We start from the raw sequence: 22,641 nt of genomic DNA, 5'->3' as shown, positions 1-22,641 counted from the left end.
TACAGACAAACCTCAGATTGTACGGGTCTAAACTTCCGAATAGCAGAAATGTTATTGTCCGAATATGGACGTAAACCGAGGAAAAGTAAGATTTTGTTGTTATGAAATTCCTTATTGTGTTACAGGCACAAGAGTAGCTTACAGGCTTAGATGAGGCACCTAAGGGTATGAATAAAAAGATAGAAATATCGGAACGTGGTAAGGTCAGAACGTGGAGCAAGTTACATTGCAACGAAACGTTATTAAGGAAAATCAATATTGATATAACTTGATTTTATCTGGCTGAAAGTGATGCCATAGTACCTATGAAACCGTGATAATAAGCGGTGGAGGGATAGGCATTAGTCACAGTAAAACTAAATAAAAGAATTACACAATTTTTATGGGTTCGAGTATGACTAAAAAAGGTAAATCTAAATGTGATTTTCACATAAGAAGGTAACCGACCATAGCAAACTCAAAAGCACCAAAACGTCGTAAGCTGCGAAACAGTGAATATTACGATTTACAAACTACCCTTGACAGATTGTATGCAGACAGTAAAAACAATAAAGTTTTCAAAAATCTAATGACACTTATTATGTCGGAGGAAAATATTAAACTTGCATACAGAAATCTGAAAATCAATAAAGGTAGTAAAACCGCAGGTGTAGACGGAAAAACAATCGAAAATTTGAAAAGGTGGAAGGACCAACAACTAATCGCTAATATTGTAAAATCGCTTGAATGGTATACTCCAAACAAAATATGCAGAGTAGAAATACCTAAGGCAAATGGAAAAACTCGTCCTTTAGGTATCCCCACAATCAAAGACAGGCTTATACAGCAATGTATATTGCAAGTCTTAGAGCCAATCTGCGAAGCAAAATTCCATGAACGTTCTAACGGTTTCAGACCGAATAGAAGTGCAGAACATGCTATTGTTCAAGCAATAGCAATGATACAACAAAGGAATATGCACTATGTCATAGATATTGATATTAAAGGCTTTTTCGATAATATATCACATGGGAAATTACTAAAACAGATGTGGCATTTGGGAATAAGAGATAAGAAGTTAATCAGTATTATCAGCACAATGCTAAAGGCAGAAGTTGCGGGAATAGGCTTTCCCGAAAAGGGTACTCCGCAAGGCTCGCTTATCAGTCCGTTATTATCGAATGTGGTATTAAATGAACTTGATTGGTGGATAGCAAGTCAGTGGGAAGAATTTCCGACTGACTACAACTATAAATGTAGTATTCACGAAAACGGAGTAGCAAATAAAAGTCCTATATATTTTGCACTTAGAAAAACAAATCTGAAAGAATGTTACATTGTCAGATGTGCAGATGACTTCAAAATATTCTGTCGTACAAGAGATGACGCTGAAAAACTATTTATAGTAACACAGAAATGGTTGAAAGAAAGATTAAATCTTGAAATCAGTCCCGAAAACACGAAGATAGTAAATCTCAAAAGACACTATTCAGAGTTTTTGGGATTTAGATTAAAGGCTAAAATCAAAGGTAAAAAGTCAAACGGACAACCCAGATATATTGTTACATCTCACATAACAGAAAAAGCACATAAAAATATATTAAAGCGAGCGAATGAAACAATAAGCGAAATAGCAAAACATGATGATAAAGAAACCGCATATAAATATATCGGTATATATAATTCTTTTGTCATGGGTATTCACAATTACTATAATTTAGCAACGGAAGTCAATAAAGACTTTCACAAAATATCTTTTCATGTCAATCGAACCCTAAAACGAAAACTCAAAAACAGATTAAAACGTCCCGATACATTAAAATTAAGATGTAAAGCAATATTTAATCGTTACGGAAAAAGCAAGGAACTTAGAAGTGTATATGACCTGCCGATAATACCGATAGCTTATGTACAGCATAAAAATCCTATGTGGAAACGGACAAGCATAAATAAGTATACTGCTACAGGCAGAGCCGAAATTCATAAAAATTTAAAAGGTATAAACATGGATATTTTACTTTACCTAATGCGAAATCCTAGCCAAAACCGAAGTATAGAGTATAACGATAATCGAATATCACTCTATTCGGGACAAATAGGAAAATGTGTGATCACAAGCAGACAACTTGAATTAAACGAGATACATTGTCATCACAATAAGCCGAGAAGTTTGGGCGGTGACGACAGTTACTCAAATCTCAAAATAATTCATGTTGAGGTACACAGGTTAATCCATGCGATAACCGAGGAAACGATAAGAAGATTGCTTGAAAGTCTGAAATTGACTGATTATCAAATAGGGCGAATAAATAATCTGCGAGAACTATGCGAACTTAATCCGATAGGATAAATTTGAGTTTGAAAATGTGTAAATTTAATTGAAGTTTAACTGTGATGGAACGCCGTATGACGGGAAACTGTCATGTACGGTGTGAAGTGGGGGAAAAGCTGGAGATGATATCAAAGGCTTACCTATCACTATCAAAGTATTTTATGGTATCACTGTTCCTCCAACAGTTCTATCGTGAACTTCTTGCTGTAGCCGATGAGCATGGTGGAAAGCTCCCCAACAGGGTGGTTATCTACGCTGATGAGATTGGTACAATCCCCAAGATTGATGGCTTTGAAATGATGCTCTCCGCAGGACGTTCCCGAAGAATTTCCGTTGTACCTATCATTCAGTCCTTTGCACAACTTGATAAAAACTATGGCAAAGAAGGCTCTGAGATCATTACCGATAACTGTCAGCTTACCATCTTCGGTGGATTTGCACCTAACTCCGAAACAGCAGAAACCTTGTCCAAGGCACTTGGAACGCGCACAGTTATGAGTGGTAGCATTAGCCGTGGAAAAAATGATGCCTCACAGTCTTTGCAGATGATGGAGCGTCCTCTGCTTACTGCCAATGAATTAAAGTCGCTAAAGAAAGGCAATTTTGTTGTGATGAAAACAGGTGCACATCCTATGCAGACCAAGCTAAGGCTGTTTCTTGATTGGGGTATCACCTTTAACAAAACCTACGAAGCCAAGGAACGCTCCCATCGCAAGGTTTATTATGCCGACAAAGAAGAATTGGAGAAAAATATTCTAAAGGCAATCAGTGATATAAAAGCGCCAGCACCTTTATCCGAATCAAAGGAAAACAGCAATGCCTACGGAAGAATGTCACATACACAGATTAGTGAACGGGAAATGATAGAGCAAAAATCAAAGAGAAAGTTTAGAATATAGGAGATGATACAATATATGAGCTTTTTTGAAAGAATTTACAAAGAAGATTTGCCTCCAAGGGCAAAGACTGTCTATATGTATTTAAAGGATAGGGGTAACAAAGATGGCGAATGTTGGCCGGCCGTTAAGATGATTGCAAAGGACACTTCCCTATCTGTCAGCACTGTAAAAAGAGCCATAGCGGACTTAATCCATTATGGTTTGGTTGATAAAGAATGTCGCTATCGTGAGAATGGTAGTTATACTTCAAACCGATATTTCATTAAGTGAAGTAGCTTCAATTAACTATATTTTCCGCCAAGGGATGAGCACGCATTTATATAGTGGATATGATTTGTATATAAATGTGCATTATTTTTTGCTTAAAAAAGCTCTTGATAATTTTTAGTGGACGGAGCCTTAGTTCATAGTGAACCATCCAGAAGGTATCACTTTAAGAAACATTTATAACAGAGAAGAAAAATAGAAGACTGAGTCAAAGGTGATTACATACAAAAAGTTACTTTTCTAGAAAATATGGAATAACCAAGATGATTATTGGCAACTTTTGTTAATTTGAAAGATTCTAGGTTAATTGTTAACACTTCAGAATTACGAAAATACAGATGAGAATAGAGTTTTAACTAAAAGACTGATTTTCTAAGAGCAATACCATCCCCAAATACGAAATTTTGTATTGCAATATATTTTTCTTTTTGGTAAAATAAATTTATGTAGAGTGCTATAATGCATCGCAACTGTTACCCTAATGATATTTTTAAGGTAAATAAAAACAGCCGCTATGTGCAGTATGAAACATTAGGTATGACTTTGCGTAAATTTCCTTAGATAGGAGTTGACAATGGTGTATCTAATGCAATATACTTTGACAGACAGACAGACAGACAGACAGACAGACAGACAGACAGACAGACAGACAGACAGAGTCGTTCTGTCTTTTTGTGGTGCAATCAATTATTTTGTGATAATATTATTTAGGAGCGCATTTAGTCTACGGGTTTTCCGTAGGCGAGATGCGCCTTTTTGCGTTCTGATATGCAGAATAAGGCAGAAAAAAAGTCATACTTTTTATGCGCAGTAGCCAATATAAAGATTCGCAAAGCAATCTTTACATTCTACGAAATTTATTTGTCCTGAGCCTTTGGTGGTATAAAAAAGATATTCTTAAGTTGTTAGTTTCTTTGATATGGCCTGAGTATCTCTATACTCAGATAATGTTGCCACATAGTGATACTATGTAGTAATGAATAATTAATAAAAAGCGATTGTTTGTACAGAAATCCATTCAAAGAAGTTCCTATACAGACACAGACGAAGTAACAATCAAAATAATAATAGCTAAGGAGAAGTGAAATTCCAATGAAGGAAGATGAAAAAATACATACAAATGAGTTAGAACTGAAATCCTATCTACGATTTTTACGGGATTTCAGTCGTTGCACGGATGATTATTTGTATGTGATACAAATGGAAGAAAATAAGTGCTGGTTCTTTGGTGAGTTTGAGAAGAACTATAATCTAACCAGCGACGGAAAGCCGTGGTATTCTATAGAGGATTATCACAACATTGTATATTCAAGAGATTTAATGTGGTTGCAGAAGGACTTCGAGAGACTAAACAGTGGGTTAAGTACAGATCATAATATGGATTATCGTCTCGTGGATCGCGATGGTGAGATTCTATGGATCAACTGTCGCGGCAGGGTTATGCGAGATGCAGAAACTGGTGAGATGTGCCTGCTTGGCCGTGTTTCCGATATTGTTTTGAAGCATAAAGTTGATATGTTGACGGGTATGTTTAATAGGGCAAAAATGTTGGAGGACGTGAAGCAGAGCCTTCACTATCATACACAAGGATATTTTGTGCTGCTGGGGATAGATAACTTGAAAGACATTAACATTAAACATGGGCGAATGGCAGGTGATCGAGAACTTAAGTTCTTTGCAGCTTGTCTGGAGGAAGAGAATTCTTCTCAAAAGGTCTATCGCTTAGAAGGAGATGTTTTTTGCTGTCTATCTAGTGAGTACGAACAAACGGAGGGGAGAGCAGTTTTTTGAATGTATCAAAGTAAAGACCATAGGACACTTCACTATTTCAGCAGGTGCTGTGTGTTGTAAGACCCTGACAGAGGTGGAGCTGGCAAGCGTGTATCAGCATGCAGAATATGCGTTGAAGATGGCAAAAGAGGAAGGAAAGGATCGTCTTTGGTTTTTCTGAGAAAAGGATTATCAGCGTGAGATTACATCTATTCAATTGAGGGAGGAACTGAAAACAAGTGTGATTCATGGCTGTGAGGGTTTCCGTTTGGTATATCAGCCTCAGATTAGAGAGGGTGATTACGCTCTCTTTGGTGCAGAGGTATTGCTGCGCTATACTTCTCCTACCAAAGGACATGTATTTCCTGATGTGTTTATTCCGATTTTGGAGCAGGCAGGACTAATTTGTCTAGTTGGACTATGGGCTTTAGAAACTGCATTGGCTCAGTGTGCTAAATGGCGTAAGAAGATGCCAGAGTTCCATATAAGTGTGAACCTTTCCTGCGAACAGCTTAGCCAGCCAGATATCAAAGAGAGCGTGCTAGATATTTTGGAGCGTAGCGGTTTGCCCGGCAACGCTTTAACCCTGGAAATTACAGAAAATATACAGATGAAGGAAATTGAATACTTCAATGGAATTTTTGCAGAATGGAAAAAAGCAGGTATTGAAATTTCGTTGGATGATTTTGGAACTGGCTATTCTGGCTTAGGATATTTAACGCAGTTTCAGATTGACGAAATCAAGATTGATCGTTGTTTTATCAGTGGAATTCAGAAAAACAACTATAACTATAAAATTGTACATAGCATCATGGAATTGGCGGCGACGAATAATATGAGAGTATGCTGTGAAGGTGTGGAGGAGGAAGAAGAAGTGCAGGTGCTGGCAGGATTGAAACCCGATTTACTGCAGGGATATTACTTCGCCCGACCTTGCGTTCCAGAAGAATTTGAGCAGATGTATTTCGATAGTTAATTACAAAAATAAATTGGGATAAAAAATCCAGGAGGATAAGTGAATGAATAAGGTAAATTTGGTCCTCTTTAGTTACATAATGAATTATAAAGGAAAATGCTAATGAAAAAAATAATTGACAAAAACTTTTACAAAAATCAGATTAATGAGTATAACTTTAGTGCACAAAAGCATTTACTACTTAACTTAACAGTTTTTCTTTTTCTATACTGTTTGCTATTGAATATATTAGAGTTTTTTTTTACAGGAGAATATCATAAGAAAACTATAAGTCTTTTAATATGCCTAAGTATTTTGTTGATATTATGGCTTGTTCATAAAATATATTCTGAAATAGTTTTAAAATATATAAATGTAATAGCGTACTTAAATATTTTAATTATTTTATCAGGTATACAGATTTATTATCATCAACAAAATTACCAAGCTTCCTATATTGTTTATACCTGTATTATGTTAAGTACTGGGATATCGGTAATAGGAAATACATTTAAATATGCCAGTATAATTGCACCTATTTTAATAATTGATGTAATCGTAAATGTTGTAGAATTTGATGGAGGTATGACTTATGATTTGCTAATATATGTTCTAGAAAATCTAATTATTCTATTGTTTTGCATAATAATCAATCGTTATTTTACATTGCTGAAATATAAAGTTTTTAAAAAAGAAACTGAAATCATTGAATTATGTAACACAGATCCATTAACAGGATTATTAAATAGAAGAGCGGCAGAAAGATATGTTCAAGAATATTCTAAAGTAGATGGTTTACATTGCATGATTATATTAGACCTAGATAATTTTAAATTGCTTAATGACATATTGGGGCATCAGAAAGGTGATGAATGTTTAATTACAGTAAGTAAAAAAATCAAAGAAACATTTCGAAGTACAGATTGTATTTCACGGTTAGGTGGCGACGAATTTATGATTTTTATGCCACAAATATTAAATGAAGAATGTGCTATAGATAAATGTGAAGATTTATTAAAAAAGTTACAAATTAAATACAACTACAACAATCAAGAAATTTTAATAAGTGCTAGCATAGGAATTACCTTTTGTAAGAAAAGTTGTATGAATTTATACGATAAACTTTACAGTGAAGCTGATTCAGCCATGTATATGTCAAAGAAAAATGGAAAAAATTGTTTTCTACGCTATGTATCAAGTGGAAGCTGAGAGCTACTTAGGTATAAATCTTATAAAATTTGTGAACTCACTTTAAAAGGTAGATGTCATTACTTTTATTATAATTAATTGTATTTGGTATTTTGCAGGACATATTGTTTGGGGTTACTTATTCTGTAGAGTCGGGATTAATTCTGTGTCTTATTTCAGTAAGCTGTAATTTAATGTTGGCAGTATGTTTCTTACGTATTTTAATTAATACTATTGGAAGTTTTTCTTTTATTAATGATATTCTTGGAAATCACAGTTAGTCAATGTGATAGTAGTAGTAGCAGTAGTAGTAGGTTTGGTTAGGTACTAGCAATAGTAATTTATGAAAATGAGGAAATACTCCAGAATAACTATTGTCTAAAGGAAGTGAAAATAATGCAGAGAAAATATGAAGATATTGATGTGTATGAGGCTTTTTTAAGGCGCTTGGATTTTATATTTCAAGAGTTTGATAATATATATGTATCCTTCAGTGGAGGTAAGGATAGTGGATTGCTGCTTCATATGTTGATGAAATATAAAAAAGATAAAGGGTTATCAAAAATAATAGGTGTATTTCACCAAGATTTTGAAGCTCAATATAAAGTAACAACAGAGTATGTTGAAAATACTTTTGATCAATATATAACTGAAATAGAGCCTTACTGGGTATGCTTACCAATGGCTGTTCGAACAGCTTTAAGTAGTTATCAAATACACTGGTATCCTTGGGATGATAAACAAAAGGATTTATGGATTAGAGAATTACCAGATAAATCTTATGTAATACATTTAGATAATAACCCAGTATATACCTATCGGTATCGAATGCTTCAAGAAGACCTAGCAAAACAATTTGGTCGATGGTATAAAGAAATACATGGAAATAAAAAAACTGTCTGCCTGTTAGGAATTCGTGCAGATGAATCATTGCAACGATACAGCGGATTTTTGAATAAAAAATATGGTTATAAGGATCAATGTTGGATTTCAAAGCAGTTCAAAGATGTGTGGACAGCTTCTCCTATATATGACTGGTCAACATCAGATATTTGGACTGCATATTATAAATTTGGATATCCGTACAATAAATTGTATGATATGTATTATAAAGCAGGATTAAAACCAAGTCAGATGAGAGTGGCATCCCCTTTCAATGATTATGCAAAAGATTCTTTAAATTTGTATCGCGTATTAGAACCAGAAACTTGGACGAAGCTTTTGGGACGCGTAGAAGGGGCTAATTTTACAGCTATTTATGGTAGAAGCAAGGCGAAGGGGTATCGTCATATTACCCTCCCCCTTGGACATACCTGGGAATCCTATACAAAATTTTTGTTAGATACCTTGCCAACTAGAGTGCGAAATAATTACGTGAAAAAGTTTAGAACTTCTATAGCGTTTTGGCATAATACTGGAGGTGGGTTGTCAGAAGAGTCTATTCAAGAATTACTTGATAAAGGTTATAAAATTAGTCGAAATGGTGTGTCAAATTATACCCTAGATAGAAAATCAAGAGTAATCTTTTTGCAGAAAATACCAGACCATACAGATGATATAAAAAGCACTAAGGATATTCCTTCATGGAAAAGAATGTGTTATTGCATTTTAAAAAATGATCATTTATGTAGAACTATGGGATTCGGATTAACGCGTAAACAGCAGAAGCGAATTGATTTAATTAGAAAAAAATATAAAGGAGTGCAGGAATGGACGTAACTAGTAAAAGCCCTGTTTATGAAGTAAAAGCAGTACCGATAGAAAAAATTGTTGCTAATACCTATAATCCAAACGCTGTTGCACCTCCTGAAATGGCATTGCTATACGATAGTGTTAAGGAAGATGGATATACGCAACCGATTGTATGTTACTATGCAAAATCACAAGATAAATATGTTATTGTAGATGGATTTCATAGGTATCGTATTATGTTAGAGCATAAGGATATTTACCAAAGAGAAAATGGATTATTGCCAGTTGTAACAATTAATAAGCCATTGGATCAAAGAATGGCAAGTACCATTCGTCATAATAGAGCTAGAGGGTCTCATAATGTAGATTTGATGAGTAACATAGTAAAAGAACTTCATGAAATAGGAAGAAGTGATCGATGGATGTCAAAACACTTAGGGATGGATCGTGATGAGATTTTAAGGTTAAAGCAGATCACAGGTTTAACTGCGTTATTTAAGGATACAAATTTTGGTAAGGCGTGGATTCCGGAGGAAACTAATGATGATTAAAAAGAGGCGTGTATTATCTTATATTGATGTTGTAATTTTGACATTCATATTGTTTGGACAGGCAATATATAATTCAACTATTACATATGTAGGATTGATGGACGAAACTACATCGGTCTTTGAAACTACAAGTTTTAGTACTAAGGATAATTATTATGCATTTATCACACAGTTTGTTTTTTTATTTGTTGCATTTTTATATTTAAGGGCAAGAAAATTTGATTTCAGTGTATGGAATATAAATATTAATCTTAGCAGCTTTGGAAAAGGTGTACTACTTTTTTTATTATTAGCTTTGTGTATGGATGGTTTTAATAGTGCGTGTTTTAGTATTACACAGTTACTTTTTCCTTCGAGTGTTGGCAAAATTTTAGGCTGTTTTAATTTTTCCGTAGTCATTTATGCCATCTTAAATGGATTCTATGAAGAAATATACTTTTTAGGTATTTGCACCTGTGTCGATCAAAAAAGGTTGAAATATTTAATACCTTTTTCTATGATAGTGAGATTTAGTTTTCACACCTATCAAGGAATAATCTCAGCATTAGGGCTTGGATTTGTCTTAGGAGGATTGATTTATTTTTTATACTCGAGATCCAAAACCAAAAACTTGTTTCCTTTTTTTGTTGCACACACCTTTGCAGATATTTTAGGACTTGGAATAGTTTACTATTTATTCTAACTATCTTCTACAATTTCTTTTTACTCTGTTTAAGAAGTGGGCTCGAAAGGTGTTTTACAATTATATTTATACGAAAGAGTTGATCATATGAGTGATACAAATTATATGCGAAAAAAGTCTTAAAAACATTGCATATAAACAATCAACTTATTATAGACAATGTGATTCAGTATCATACAGATAAAAAATATATAAATTTATAAAGCGATTTTGTAGTATTGCTCAACCTAGTTTTAGGGGTATTGGTAATACCAATAAGCAAAAAATAAGCGAGATATGAATATAAAAAAGGGAGATGAGACTAATATTTATAGGATGTTTTTATTGAGAAAGAAGAGATATTTCTGGTGACATTACATTAAAACCGTAAATTTGAGAAAGATGTATATTGTAAATTTTAAACTTATAAATATTGAATAGTGAGGAGATTAATAAATGAAAAGATTAGCAGATTTAAAAATAAGGACAAGATTAATTTTAAATAGCGTTGTAATAATAGTTTTTGCAAGTATAGCAATATTTTTAGCTATTTTTTTTATTGGAAGATTAAATAATGGAATTGATACATTGCAGGAAACATCATTGCCAATCAACATTGCAACACAAGATATTCGCAGAAATATTATACTTATTGAAAGAAATATGTTAGATATGGTACTAACGGATGATTTAGAGTTAGTAAATGAGTTGGTAGATAAAAATAAGGAACGAAATGAAAACATTGATGAATCATTTGTAACTTTTTCAGACATTGTATCAAGTTCTTATAGTGAAATGGTTGAAAAGTTAAGAATGGGTATTATGAAATTAAAAGAGGTACAACATTCGATAGAAAACATTTTAGAACAATCAAGTGGAGAAGAGTGGAAAGAGGCAGAGAAAATTTTAAGAGAATCATATATTCCTTTTTCAAAAGAAATTCGAGAAGATTTTATAGAAATATCTGATGCAATTGAAAACATGTTAAATACGTCTACTAATAGAATTCAAAAGTTTAGTAACTTGGCACAGATTATTATTGTGTTGATCATAATCTCTTTTATTATAGTGGCTATTGTTCTAGTGGGTAAATTAATTAAAGATATTATGAAGCCTCTTGAAGAAATAGATGTTGCAGCTAAAGCGTTATTACAAGGTGATTTTACTTCAGAGATAACATATGATAAAAATAATGAATTCGGACAAGTTTGTGGTAGTATTCGTGAAAGCTTTGCTGAATTAAAAAGAGTTATTGGAGAGATTTCAGTAAGCTTTAGTGAATTATCAAGCGGTAATTTTACAATCCAGCCATCCATGACTTTTCCAGGAGAATTAAGAGAAATTGAAATTTCTGGAAGCAATTTAATACATAGTTTGAATACTATGTTTAGTGAAATGAAAACTTCTATAGAGCAAATTAACTCTGGTGCAGAGCAGGTTTCGGAGGCTTCACAAGAGTTAGCTCAAGGGGCAACTGATCAGGCTAGTAGTATACAAGAGCTTTCAGCAACCTTTGCAGAGGTAGCTGAACAAGTCAAAACTACGGCAGTTAATTCTAATAAAGCGGATGAGCTAGCTAAAATTGCAGTAGATACTGTTCAAAAAGGACTAAAAGAGATGCAGCAAATGTTAATTGCCATGGATGAGATAAGTAAAATGTCAGATGACATAAGTAAAATAATAAATTTAATAGATGATCTTGCAGCACAGACTAATCTACTAGCTCTAAATGCGGCAATAGAAGCCGCTCGTGCAGGTACTGCTGGAAAGGGATTTGCAGTTGTTGCTGAGGAGGTTAAAAAATTAGCACAGCAATCGGCAGATGCGGTTAAAGAAACAACTGTATTGATCGAGAATTCCAACAATGTAGTTGTGAGAGGAAGTGGTATTGCAAAAAATACTAATGATATGTTTAGTGAAATCGCAAGCAGTGTAGCAAAAGTTTTAGATGTTCTTACTAATATTTCTGAAACAGCGCAGTGTCAAGCATTATCTATTGAAGAAATGCAAATTGGTGTTGATCAAATTTCAGCTGTTGTACAAGCGAACGCTGCAATTAGTGAAGAAACTTCAGCAGCAAGCGAAGAACTTTCTGGACAAGCTAATATGCTTCATTCTCTTAGTGCACAATTTAAGCTGCTCGAAGATCAAAGTGTATGAGGTTGCAGTAATACTAAGAAGGAAGAGAAAATCACTGAATATTTTACTGCGTAAGAAAACATTATAATATTGTGACAATATAAAATAAAAAAGAACACAAACTGATTTTGGAACATAAGAATTTTTAATTTGCTCTCATACATTTGCATAAGTATAAACAGCATATATTGAAGAAGCTCAGCTTGATAATAATATATCAAAATGGAGTTGAGATTGTTGTTTTGGTATAAAACTAGAGAAATACTACGAGAGCATAAAAAATCAAAGTTAGTTAGACTAGATGTTTAAACAGAAGAGAGAAAAGGAGAATATTGAATGTCAAAAAAAGAAAGAACGATAACGAATATTTTAATTATGATATTACTAGTAACAGCAATTCCGTCAACAACATTACCGATGGTTGTAAGTGCTACATCTACTAGCATAAAATCAGAACTAATCCTGTAAGTCAAAAAACAACGGTTGTAAGAAGTCAGAAAGAATTAGATAAAGCATTAAAAGATGAAAATGTATCAGCTATTAAACTATATGGAGCAAAAGATGGGAAGAAGGTTACATATAAGTTATCTAAGGATTGTGATAAAAAACTAATAATAATGTCAGCGTCAACAGTTAGGTTTACCATTCCAAAGAAAGTAAAGCTTAAGTCATTGATTGTATATGTTGCAAATCAAAAAGAACTGAATGCTTGGAAGAATAGCAGTAGAATGACGACATTGGTAATAAAGACAGAAAAGGCTGCAGAGATTACGATTGGTGCTAAAGATTTTTCAAAGGTTCACTTGATAATAAATGCACCAAAAGCAACAATAATAAACTATGCTTCTTTTAAGACGATTAATGCAAAAAATGCTGGGAAATGGATAAATAAGATAGAGCCCCCTGTAGTTGATAATGATTCAGCGGATAATGAAGGAGATTCAAATAGTGAAGGAACAAAAGAAACGACAGATGATACTTCAAATGGTGGAACATGGGGAGGATATATACCAGGACCAATAGATTCAGTTCCACCAACACCAATAGGGCCATCGAAACCAACTACATCTGAGGAACCAGTAGCACCAGATGTTGCATATATAATTAATTATTATGTTGATAACGAATTACAAAAGACAATTAAAGGTAGTGATTTGAAACAAAGAGAAATTTTAAAGGCTGATTTAACAGAGTATATGTATAACAATTTGATTGAAATTGATGATGAACGTACAGATAGAACACAACTCATCATTTCAGATAATATAGCAAATAATACATTGGATATATACTATAAGACCAAAATATTATCATCAGATGTAGAGAATAAAGAGGATATGTCTGACGATGAAACAAATAAAATAAAGAAAGAAATCGAGTCTTTACTTGAACAATCTATAAATAACCGAGATTATAGAGTAAAACTTAGAAGTGCAGAGGCAAAAATAAAGTTATTAAAGGGTGAAGAAGTAAAAATATTTTATCAGAAAAAAATAGCTGGTATACGTTCTTATAGAGATATTATAGAAGAGTATAATAAGCTTCTTATGGAAGCAACATCAGATGTAGAACTTATCTACAATGACGGACGTTTAGATAACATTCAAGCTAGAATAAAAAAGATAAAAGATACCATACAAGAAAATGATGAGTTAAATATAATCATTGAAGAGAAAGTACAAGAGATTGAAGAGATTAAAATCCTTTGTAAGAATATACGAGAAGCTTTAGCAGAGTTACAATTAAAAGATATAGAAAATGATAATAAAATAACTACAACTGGACATGCATATATTGAAATTTTACCTGATGATAAAAGTGATATCTATCGACTACTTACAGAATTAGAAAGAAAAAATACTAATCTAAGAAAGGTAGTAGATGGGCTTGGAGCTATATTAGAGGAGGTGAAGATAGTTAAATTTGAAGAAGAACATAATGCCTTAGAATATCAAAAAGATAGAGCAAAAAATTTTATTAATAAAAATAGCACTTGCAAGGTAGAATCTCTCGCGGAATTCGGAAAAGCCTTAAATCTTGCTGAAAACGAACCAAATCAAAATCAAAGAAGTGTTTTGATACACCATACAGAAAATCTAGAAAAATGGTATCAAAAAACCTCAGTTGAGTGTATGGCAGAAAAAGTTATTGTAAAAAATAAAGGTATTTCTATAGAGACTTTAAAGAATTTAGAACAAGTCTTAAAAGAGTCTGAAAAAAACAAAGATCTAAGCAAAGAAAAATTAGAATATTTTACTAATAAATTAGAAGACTTAATTTATGAAGTAGAAAAGGAAATTTATGTTTTAGAAAAAGAAAATCCTCAAGGGTGACTATAGTGAGAGAAAACCAAAGGCAGAAGAGCTATAGTAGACGAAAAGTTTAAACCTGTGCGCAATAGCTGATAAAATACAGCCAGTTAAAGAAAAAGTAGATCCAAATGCAGAACAGGTTAATCCAGTAGTTAAGCAACCTTAAGTTGTTTCTAGAGGAGGAGATGGTGGAAGCACCCTATCTAAAAAGTTGAAAAAGAAAAAACAAAGCAAGTTGAAGTGAAGACAGATTTACCAAAAACAAATCTAGTACTTAAACGTATCGCAGTAAAAAATATTGTTGATACAAAAGGGGTTAAAAAAATCATGGAACATTTTGCAGATCTTTCTACAGTAGAATAGTGAAGAACTTAGTGGATTAGCAAATGTTATGATATCTTTAATTGATCAATTTGAGTTAGTGCATACACAAAATCTAGTTGCGATACAGATACAAAAGGTATTTGTCAAGATGAAGTCCTTGCATGTAAATATTAATGGAAATGAGTTGGGAGAATGAAATGAGTAATATTTTATTAGATACTGGAACTGGTGAATTAGAGATTATGGAGTTTGTTGTTGAAAATAGATTATATGCAATAAATGTATTAAAACTGAAAGGAATTATACAAATAAAGGATATTGTACCAATGCCTCAAAGTTCATCTGAAATCAGAGGAATCTCTAACATTAGGGGGCAAATGGTTCCAATTATTGATTTGAAAGTTGTATTACATAAGAAGCCAATAGAGGAACTAAATAGAGCAATTGCCTTGTTGTGTGAATTCAATGGTACTGTAGTAGCTTTTTTGGTTGACCAAGTAAAAGGGATTAAGAGAATTGAGTGGAAAGATATTAAGCGAAACAGTTTGACAGAGGATCCAATAACCATTGGAACTTTGTTGTCGGAAGAAAACATTGTTCTACTTTTGGACTTTGAAAGTATTACAACTATTGCACATATTGGAACGGCTTATTCAGAGAATCATGATAGAGATGGTGCTATAGATAAGTATGCACAAACTCCTATTATTTTGGCAGAGGATTCCAATGTTATAGCAGAAATGTTGATTCATACATTGCAAGATGCTGGACTGAAAAATATTAAAAGATTTATAAATGGGCAAGATGCAAAAGACTTTTTGTTTGAAATAAAGGAACGCTACGGAGAAAATTTTAAACAATATGTAGGACTTGTAATAACTGATATTGAAATGCCAATTTTAGATGGTTATACATTAACTAAAAATATTAAAGAAGATAATATTTTAAGTAGCTTACCAGTTATTATATTTTCCTCACTAATTACAGAGGAGCTTATGCATAAAGGAAAATCAGTTGGAGCTGATGTTCAGATAAATAAGCCATCTACAAAAGAATTGATTAATAGCATTTATATGTTATTGGAAGGAAAAAATAGTTAGTAGATTTAAGGAGGATAAGGTAAGATGGCCTTTACATGGACAAGGGAATTAGAAACAGGTAATGCACAAATTGATAAAGAACATAAAGAATTGATACATGCAATTAATAATCTTCTTGAGGCTTGTACTGTAGGAAAAGGAAGAAATGAGATAAGTCAGACAATAGACTTTTTAAATCAATATACAAAGACTCATTTTGGACATGAACAGATTTTACAGGTACAGAGTGGGTATCCAGACTATGCAAATCATAAAAAGTATCATGAATGGTTTGCTAATATGGTGGAGGATATTTCGGCTCGTTTAAAAGCTGAAGGCCCTTCCCTTCAACTTGTTGGTGAAATCAATAAACAACTGGTTGGCTGGTTAATTAAACATATTAAAACAGAAGATGTAAAAGTGGCCAAGCACATATTATCTCAGAAAAAATAGCATTACTTAGCAAAGAAGAAGCAGTAAGGTGCTTGAATTAGCAAATACCTTACTGCTTCTTTTATCCTTATTCGATTTTGGGCGATGAGGAATTATGACGGCCACCTGCTAGATGACCGCCAGAGGCAGGAATAGCTCCTCACAAGGAGGTATTCCTATGCTATTCAATAATAGACCGCCAACAAATGCTTGTATACAATTTTATAGAAAATTTCATAGAAAAAATCAAGACGTCTTAACTCCAGCAGGAAGAGTTGAGGCGTCTTTTTGCCTATACAAAGTAACTATATATAAATGTGTATATCACTGTCGTTCTCCTCCGCTTCTGACATTTTGACAATCAATCAAAATTCAGAAATGGAGGAAAATAAAATGCAAAACAAAGATAAACAAGAAAATTTTAAATTCCCAAAGAGAAGAAAATCGAAAGATAATGACTATATAATTGGATACGATGAACAAGAAAAAAGCTACTTTTTAACCTTTCCAAACGAAAGTGGAATTATCCAACAAATTTATATTGGACAAGCCATGTATGAGGCCTTTAATGAATTTGAACTTGATGACTTATCTCAAATAAATGAACAGCAACGTCACATGGATGCATCAGAATTGACAGAGGAATATCTCTATAAAAATTTATCTCAATTTCCTAATGTTGTAGAGGAAGAGGTTGAAAGAAAGATTATGAATGACTTTCTTCTAAAGGCAATCAAAAACCTTATTCCAACACAGCGTAGACGGTTGATTTTATACTATTTTGAGGATTTTACTTACGAACAAATTGCCCAAATTGAGGGCTGTTCTGCAAGAGCAATTAAGTATAGTGTAGATTGTGCAAAAAACAATCTGAAAAAAAGTTTAAAAAAATTTTGGATATAGACTTCAAAAAAAGTTTAGAAGTGAGGTAGTAAGTGAAGGGATATTTTTTTCTTCCTGTTTTCTTATGAAAGCAGAACAGTACCTTGAAAATTGAATATCCGATTTTATAAATACATTAGCTGATGTGCTAGAGATGGACAAGCAACATTGGTGGGAACGCCAAGACCACCTGTAGGAAAAAAGATGAAATGCGAAGCCACACATTTTGTGTAAAAGTTCGTTCAGACTTTCTTCTTCCCTATCAAAATGGACAATATAAGGTGCGAGCGGAATCTCCTGACCAAAAAACAATTTGTGGTGAATTGTTTTGCCATGACCTCATCAGCCTATAATGATACTTCTGTCTCGTCCTAAAGTCGAGCGTGATAAAACCGTCGTAACAAAGGAGGGCAGCCCGGAGAGATCCTCGGGGAGGTGAAATTCCTATGACGAGAGTTAACCACTCTCGGTTTATAAAATCGCCATTCGCACTTGGGAAGTAGTGTCGAATTAAGTGCAGAAAAAGAAAATGACTTAATGTCAGAAGCCATGAGAACCTCACGCTTAAATTAGAGAGTAATTCCGTATTGCAAAGCAACAGGTTCTCTCAGCCGCCATAATTTTCGATTGTAGTAGTGCGTGAGGTTCTTATTTTTGTGACATTAAGAAAAATTAAATATGATGGGAGGAAATATACATATGTGTTTTGATATTATGAAAATTGGTGCAGAGATGGCTAAAGAACATCAAATGGATACAGTTCAGTCAACAAAAGAAGTAGAATACAAAATGTCAATAAAATTGCTTGAAATACTGAAACGCAGAGGAATTATCACCGAAGTTGAATATGCCCAAATTGATGCGCTAAATCGTCAATCCTTCTCTCCAGCCCTTAGCAAAGTATATGTGTAAAAACACTAGCTATATATCAAAGCTTGTGGTATTGTATGTTGCTAACAGGAGGTAAACTTCTGGGAAAGGAGGAAAGCAAATGTCAAAAAAGGTGAAAACCATAGAGCCAGTCAGACAAAAAGTACTCAAAGAGCTACGGCCAAAGAAAAAGGTTTGTGCCTACTGCCGAGTAAGCACAGATTCAACAAAACAACATACTTCCTATGTAGCGCAGACAGAATACTATCAGCAGTATATCCAAAGTCGAGAGGATTGGGAGTATGCCGGAATTTTTGCTGATGAAGCAAAAACTGCAACGAAAGTGAAAAGTCGTGATGAATTTTTGCGGATGATTAAGGAATGTGAAAAAGGCAATATCGATATGATTATAACAAAATCCGTTACAAGGTTTGCAAGAAACACGGTAGATAGCATAGAAACCATCAGAAAACTAAAAGCACTTGGCGTAGCCGTATACTTTGAAAAAGAGAATATCAACACGATGTCAGAACAGAGTGAGCAAATGCTGACCATTCTAAGCTCTATCGCACAGGGAGAATCTGAGAGCATTTCTACCAATAGCCGATGGGGAATTCAAAAGCGATTTCAAGATGGAAGTTACAATATTGGTTGCGTAGCATATGGATACACCAAGGATGAAAATGGCGAGCTTATCATCAAAGAAGATGAGGCCGAAATTGTCCGTAGGATTTTTAATGAGTACCTAAATGGAAAAGGAAGTTATCTAATAGCCAAGGGGTTGAACAGTGATAACATACCCACCATTCGAAACGGAGAAAAGTGGAATGACACCGTAATCAAGGAGATTTTACAAAACCCCATTTACGAGGGTGAACTGCTCCTGCAGAAAACATATACCACAGAAGGGGTACCCTTTACCAAAAAGCGAAATAAGGGAGAACTTCCCATGTATTCTATCAAAGAAAACCATCCACCCATTATTACACAACAGCAGGCAGAGAGAGTACGAGAAATCTATGCCTACCGCAGAATACAGATGGGTGTTGACGATAGTGGCAAGTATCAAAACCGCTATGAGTTCAGCAGTAAGATTATTTGCAAAGAATGCGGAGGCACGTTTCGTAGACAAAAAATATATATCGGCAAGCCTTACGAGAAAATACAATGGTGCTGTATTACCCATATTGAAAACAGCAAGCAGTGCCAAATGAAAGCAGTAAGAGAGGATATCATCAAAAATGCTTACCTCACCATGTGGAATAAGCTAGTCAGCAACTACAGCGAAATCCTCTATCCCCTCTTGGAATCGCTAAGAAATCTCAGAATGAGCAAAGAACAAGAAGAACAAATTTTTGAGCTAAACAATAAAATAACAGAATTAACAGAGCAGAGTCATATCCTAAGCAGAGTGGTGCAAAAGGGATATATTGACTCTGCTATTTTTATGGAAAAGCAGACTGCCCTAAATATCCAAATTGAAGAATATAAGAAACGGCGAAATGCCCTGTTAGACGGAAACGGATTTGAAAAAGAAATCGAGGGCACTAACAAATTGTTACAACTCATCAGATATAATCCTGTCATCATGGAGGAGTATCAAGAAGAATTATTTATCCATACGGTAGACAAGGTGATCGTTGGGAAAGACGGAGATATCACATTCCAACTCATTAATAACCTTGAACTGACGGAAGCCATTACAAAGGGGTGAAAAAAATGCAAACACACTTACCGATTGGTTATAAGATGGTTGAGGGTAAAATTCACATCGATCAAGAAAAAGCAGATACGGTTAAGAAAATCTATAATGAATATGTGAATGGAAAATCCATGCTTGCCATCGCAAAGAGACTCAAAGAAAATGAGATACCTAATGCCAATCATAAAACGAACTGGACCCATGGTGCTGTGGGAAAAATCCTGCAAAACACCAAATATATGGGCGATGACCTGCATCCTCCACTGGTTAGTAAGGAGCTGTTTGATCAAGCTCAGAAAAAGAGAAAGGAAAAAACAACACAGTTAGGAAGAACAGCACAGCTTAATAGTATGAACAATCACCATGCCTTTACAAATAGGATATTTTGTGGAGAGTGTGGAGAGCCATATCGCAAGTATGTGGAACACTGTGGCAAGCCACATGAAAAGGTGCGGTGGAAATGTAAGCGGTACATTTTTAACAACAAAGTTGTATGTAAGAATCTTTTTTATAGCGAGGATGAAATAAAGACGATTGTAACATCATCCATCAATAAACTACTACAGAAACAGAATTTACTAGACAAGCCTTATCGAAAAGAGCCATTGAAAAAGGATATGGAGCTAAAAGCAGTAGAAAGTCAAATCAAAGAATTGGAAGAACAAGAACAGTTCTCTTCCCCACTACTTGCCCAACTTAGCTTCAAACGTGCAGAGCTTATGTATAGAGTATCAAGAGTAGACGACTATCAGTTCAACACTCAGAAGATGAAAGATTGCTTAAAAGATGTGAGTGAACCAACCGATTTTAATGAAGAATTGATAGTGCAAATCGTAAAGAAAATTATCATCTATAAAGATGGGAAAATAGAAGCAGAATTTATTAACGGACTGAAATTCTGTTAACCTTAGAAAACAAACGAAAGGATGAGTATAATGGCAGTACAGAAAAAGAATGTGGCAATTATACCACCACAGATGAAATATGATAAACAGCTTCGAGTAGAACAAAAAATCTTGCGTGTAGCCGCCTACTGTCGAGTAAGCACCTTACTTGAGCAACAGGAAGGGAGTTTCGAAGCTCAGGTAGATTACTATACCAGTAAAATAAACAGCAATCCCAACTGGAAGTGTGCAGGCATATTCGCTGACGATGGTAAGTCGGCAACACAAACCAACAAACGAGATGACTTCAATGCAATGATAGATGCGTGCCTTTCAGGAAAAATAGACTTAGTCCTAACCAAGTCAGTAAGCAGATTTGCAAGAAATACGGTAGATGCCTTACAGAATATCCGAAAGCTCAAAGAAAAAGGCATTCCTGTCATCTTCGAAAAAGAAGGCGTTAATACCATGGAAAGTGGTGGTGAACTGCTCATCACCATTTTAAGTAGCCAAGCTCAAGAGGAAAGTCGCAATATTAGCGAAAATACAAGATGGGGCGTTACACGAAGATTTGAGAATGGAATTGTCCAAGTTAACCACAAGAAATTTTTAGGATACACCAAGGATGAGGATGGAAACCTTGTGGTAGTGCCTGAAGAAGCCGTTATCGTAAAGAGAATTTTTAGGGAGTATCTTGAAGGGAAAAGTATCATTAAGATTGCTCGAGGATTGGAACAAGATGGCATCAAAACAGTAACAGGACTTGACCACTGGCATCCGGGGACAATAGACAAAATGCTCTCAAATGAAAAATTCTGCGGAGATGCTTGTATGCAGAAAACCTATACGATAGATTTTCTCACCAAGAAAAAGGTCAAAAACGATGGCTATGTCAGACAATATTATATAGAGGATAATCATGAAGCTATCATACCTAAAGAGCTGTTTCATCAAGTGCAGGAAGAAAAACTTCGCAGAGCCTCCTTGAACAAAGCCGCCGTAACCCGAAAGAACAATAAAGGAGAAAAAGAAAAAAGTAAGTATAGTTCTAAGTATATACTGACTGAACTAATGGTCTGCGCTGAATGCGGTCACGCCTACCGTAGACAGATATGGTCCAAGTACGGGGACAAATCTGCAGTATGGAGATGTGAGGATAGACTCAAACAAGGCAAAAAGTCAAAATGCCAAAACTCTCCTACATTAAAGGAAAAACAGCTTCACGAAGCCGTTATGACTGCCATAAACAGTATGGTGGAAAACACAGGCGAATTTATAGGCACCTTTCGACAAAATGTCATCAGAGTCATCGGTAACTACAGTACCCAAGGTGTCCCAACGGAATATGATGAGCAGATAGAAAAGCTACAACAGCAAATGCTTACACTCATCGAGAATAATGCAAAGCAAGGTGCTATAAGCGAGGATTTTGACACAGAATATAAGCACCTATCTGAGCAGATAAATGAGCTGAAAACAGCAAGAATCCAAATGGTGCAGGCTCAGAAAAAAGCGGATAGCTATAAAGAGCGAGTAGAACAGCTTGATAAGGCTATCACCATGGTAAACCCTCAGATGAGAGAGTTTGACCAGGAACTTGTAAAACGGCTCATATCCTCAATAAGAGTACATAAGGGTATGAAACTAGAGATACAGTTATACTCTGGGATCATAGTCAAGCAAGAAGTTGATTACTATAAGTAGACATAGGAAAAGAGGTAAT

At 34.4% G+C, this 22,641-nt stretch carries 18 protein-coding genes and 1 pseudogene; all 19 read left to right on the top strand.

Going from position 1 to position 22,641, the window contains the following annotated elements; translation table 11 throughout:
- The first annotated feature begins 448 nt into the window (after positions 1 to 448).
- The 19 genes and pseudogenes from ltrA (at position 449) to PBV87_RS07585 (ending at position 22,622) form a co-directional block, all read left to right on the top strand.
- Positions 449 to 2,329, top strand: a complete 1,881-nt coding sequence (gene ltrA / locus PBV87_RS07675; RefSeq protein ID WP_271011807.1) for a group II intron reverse transcriptase/maturase — start codon at positions 449 to 451, stop codon at positions 2,327 to 2,329.
- Between the two features lie 131 nt (positions 2,330 to 2,460).
- Positions 2,461 to 3,210: pseudogene (locus PBV87_RS07670) on the top strand (type IV secretory system conjugative DNA transfer family protein); the annotation flags it as partial.
- 3 nt (positions 3,211 to 3,213) lie between these two features.
- The gene (locus PBV87_RS07665) at positions 3,214 to 3,480 is read left to right on the top strand and encodes a helix-turn-helix domain-containing protein (protein ID WP_330680354.1); all 267 of its coding nucleotides are present in this window, start codon (positions 3,214 to 3,216) and stop codon (positions 3,478 to 3,480) included.
- Between the two features lie 1,089 nt (positions 3,481 to 4,569).
- Complete coding sequence (locus tag PBV87_RS07660; protein ID WP_271011743.1) at positions 4,570 to 5,268, top strand: diguanylate cyclase domain-containing protein; 699 nt, start codon at positions 4,570 to 4,572, stop codon at positions 5,266 to 5,268.
- Positions 5,269 to 5,488: 220 nt separating this feature from the next.
- Positions 5,489 to 6,223, top strand: coding sequence for an EAL domain-containing protein (locus PBV87_RS07655; protein WP_271011742.1), 735 nt, complete (start codon positions 5,489 to 5,491; stop codon positions 6,221 to 6,223).
- A 102-nt stretch (positions 6,224 to 6,325) separates the two neighbouring features.
- The gene (locus tag PBV87_RS07650; RefSeq protein ID WP_271011741.1) at positions 6,326 to 7,411 is read left to right on the top strand and encodes a GGDEF domain-containing protein; all 1,086 of its coding nucleotides are present in this window, start codon (positions 6,326 to 6,328) and stop codon (positions 7,409 to 7,411) included.
- A 375-nt stretch (positions 7,412 to 7,786) separates the two neighbouring features.
- The gene (locus PBV87_RS07645) at positions 7,787 to 9,109 is read left to right on the top strand and encodes a phosphoadenosine phosphosulfate reductase (protein WP_271011740.1); all 1,323 of its coding nucleotides are present in this window, start codon (positions 7,787 to 7,789) and stop codon (positions 9,107 to 9,109) included.
- Positions 9,100 to 9,633: an IbrB-like domain-containing protein gene (locus tag PBV87_RS07640; RefSeq protein ID WP_271011739.1), complete on the top strand. Its 534-nt coding sequence runs from the start codon at positions 9,100 to 9,102 to the stop codon at positions 9,631 to 9,633. Before PBV87_RS07645 ends, PBV87_RS07640 begins: the two co-directional genes overlap by 10 nt.
- Entirely contained in the window at positions 9,623 to 10,315 is a 693-nt protein-coding gene (locus tag PBV87_RS07635) for a CPBP family glutamic-type intramembrane protease (protein WP_271011738.1), read from the top strand. The genes PBV87_RS07640 and PBV87_RS07635 overlap by 11 nt, the downstream gene beginning before the upstream one ends.
- Positions 10,316 to 10,750: 435 nt before the next feature.
- Complete coding sequence (locus PBV87_RS07630) at positions 10,751 to 12,454, top strand: methyl-accepting chemotaxis protein (protein WP_271011737.1); 1,704 nt, start codon at positions 10,751 to 10,753, stop codon at positions 12,452 to 12,454.
- Positions 12,455 to 13,050: 596 nt separating this feature from the next.
- A complete protein-coding gene (locus PBV87_RS07625; protein ID WP_271011736.1) occupies positions 13,051 to 14,766 on the top strand; it encodes a transcriptional regulator in 1,716 nt (571 codons plus the stop codon).
- A 219-nt stretch (positions 14,767 to 14,985) separates the two neighbouring features.
- Positions 14,986 to 15,108, top strand: a complete 123-nt coding sequence (locus PBV87_RS07620) for a hypothetical protein (protein ID WP_271011735.1) — start codon at positions 14,986 to 14,988, stop codon at positions 15,106 to 15,108.
- Between the two features lie 158 nt (positions 15,109 to 15,266).
- A complete protein-coding gene (locus PBV87_RS07615) occupies positions 15,267 to 16,169 on the top strand; it encodes a chemotaxis protein (RefSeq protein WP_271011734.1) in 903 nt (300 codons plus the stop codon).
- Between the two features lie 24 nt (positions 16,170 to 16,193).
- Complete coding sequence (locus PBV87_RS07610; RefSeq protein WP_271011733.1) at positions 16,194 to 16,601, top strand: bacteriohemerythrin; 408 nt, start codon at positions 16,194 to 16,196, stop codon at positions 16,599 to 16,601.
- A 372-nt stretch (positions 16,602 to 16,973) separates the two neighbouring features.
- On the top strand, positions 16,974 to 17,483 hold the full coding sequence (locus PBV87_RS07605; RefSeq protein ID WP_271011732.1) for an RNA polymerase sigma factor: 510 nt from the start codon (positions 16,974 to 16,976) through the stop codon (positions 17,481 to 17,483).
- A 693-nt stretch (positions 17,484 to 18,176) separates the two neighbouring features.
- Positions 18,177 to 18,374, top strand: coding sequence for an SHOCT domain-containing protein (locus PBV87_RS07600; RefSeq protein WP_271011731.1), 198 nt, complete (start codon positions 18,177 to 18,179; stop codon positions 18,372 to 18,374).
- 79 nt (positions 18,375 to 18,453) lie between these two features.
- On the top strand, positions 18,454 to 20,046 hold the full coding sequence (locus PBV87_RS07595; RefSeq protein ID WP_271011730.1) for a recombinase family protein: 1,593 nt from the start codon (positions 18,454 to 18,456) through the stop codon (positions 20,044 to 20,046).
- A 5-nt stretch (positions 20,047 to 20,051) separates the two neighbouring features.
- Positions 20,052 to 20,939: a recombinase family protein gene (locus tag PBV87_RS07590; RefSeq protein WP_271011729.1), complete on the top strand. Its 888-nt coding sequence runs from the start codon at positions 20,052 to 20,054 to the stop codon at positions 20,937 to 20,939.
- A gap of 30 nt (positions 20,940 to 20,969) precedes the next feature.
- Positions 20,970 to 22,622, top strand: coding sequence for a recombinase family protein (locus PBV87_RS07585; protein ID WP_271011728.1), 1,653 nt, complete (start codon positions 20,970 to 20,972; stop codon positions 22,620 to 22,622).
- The last annotated feature ends 19 nt before the right edge of the window (positions 22,623 to 22,641 follow it).

Source organism: Holtiella tumoricola, from assembly GCF_027857615.1.
Classification (GTDB): domain Bacteria; phylum Bacillota; class Clostridia; order Lachnospirales; family Cellulosilyticaceae; genus Holtiella; species Holtiella tumoricola.
The sequence above is the reverse complement of the archived record's forward strand: the minus strand, read 5'-3'. Positions and strand labels throughout refer to the sequence as shown.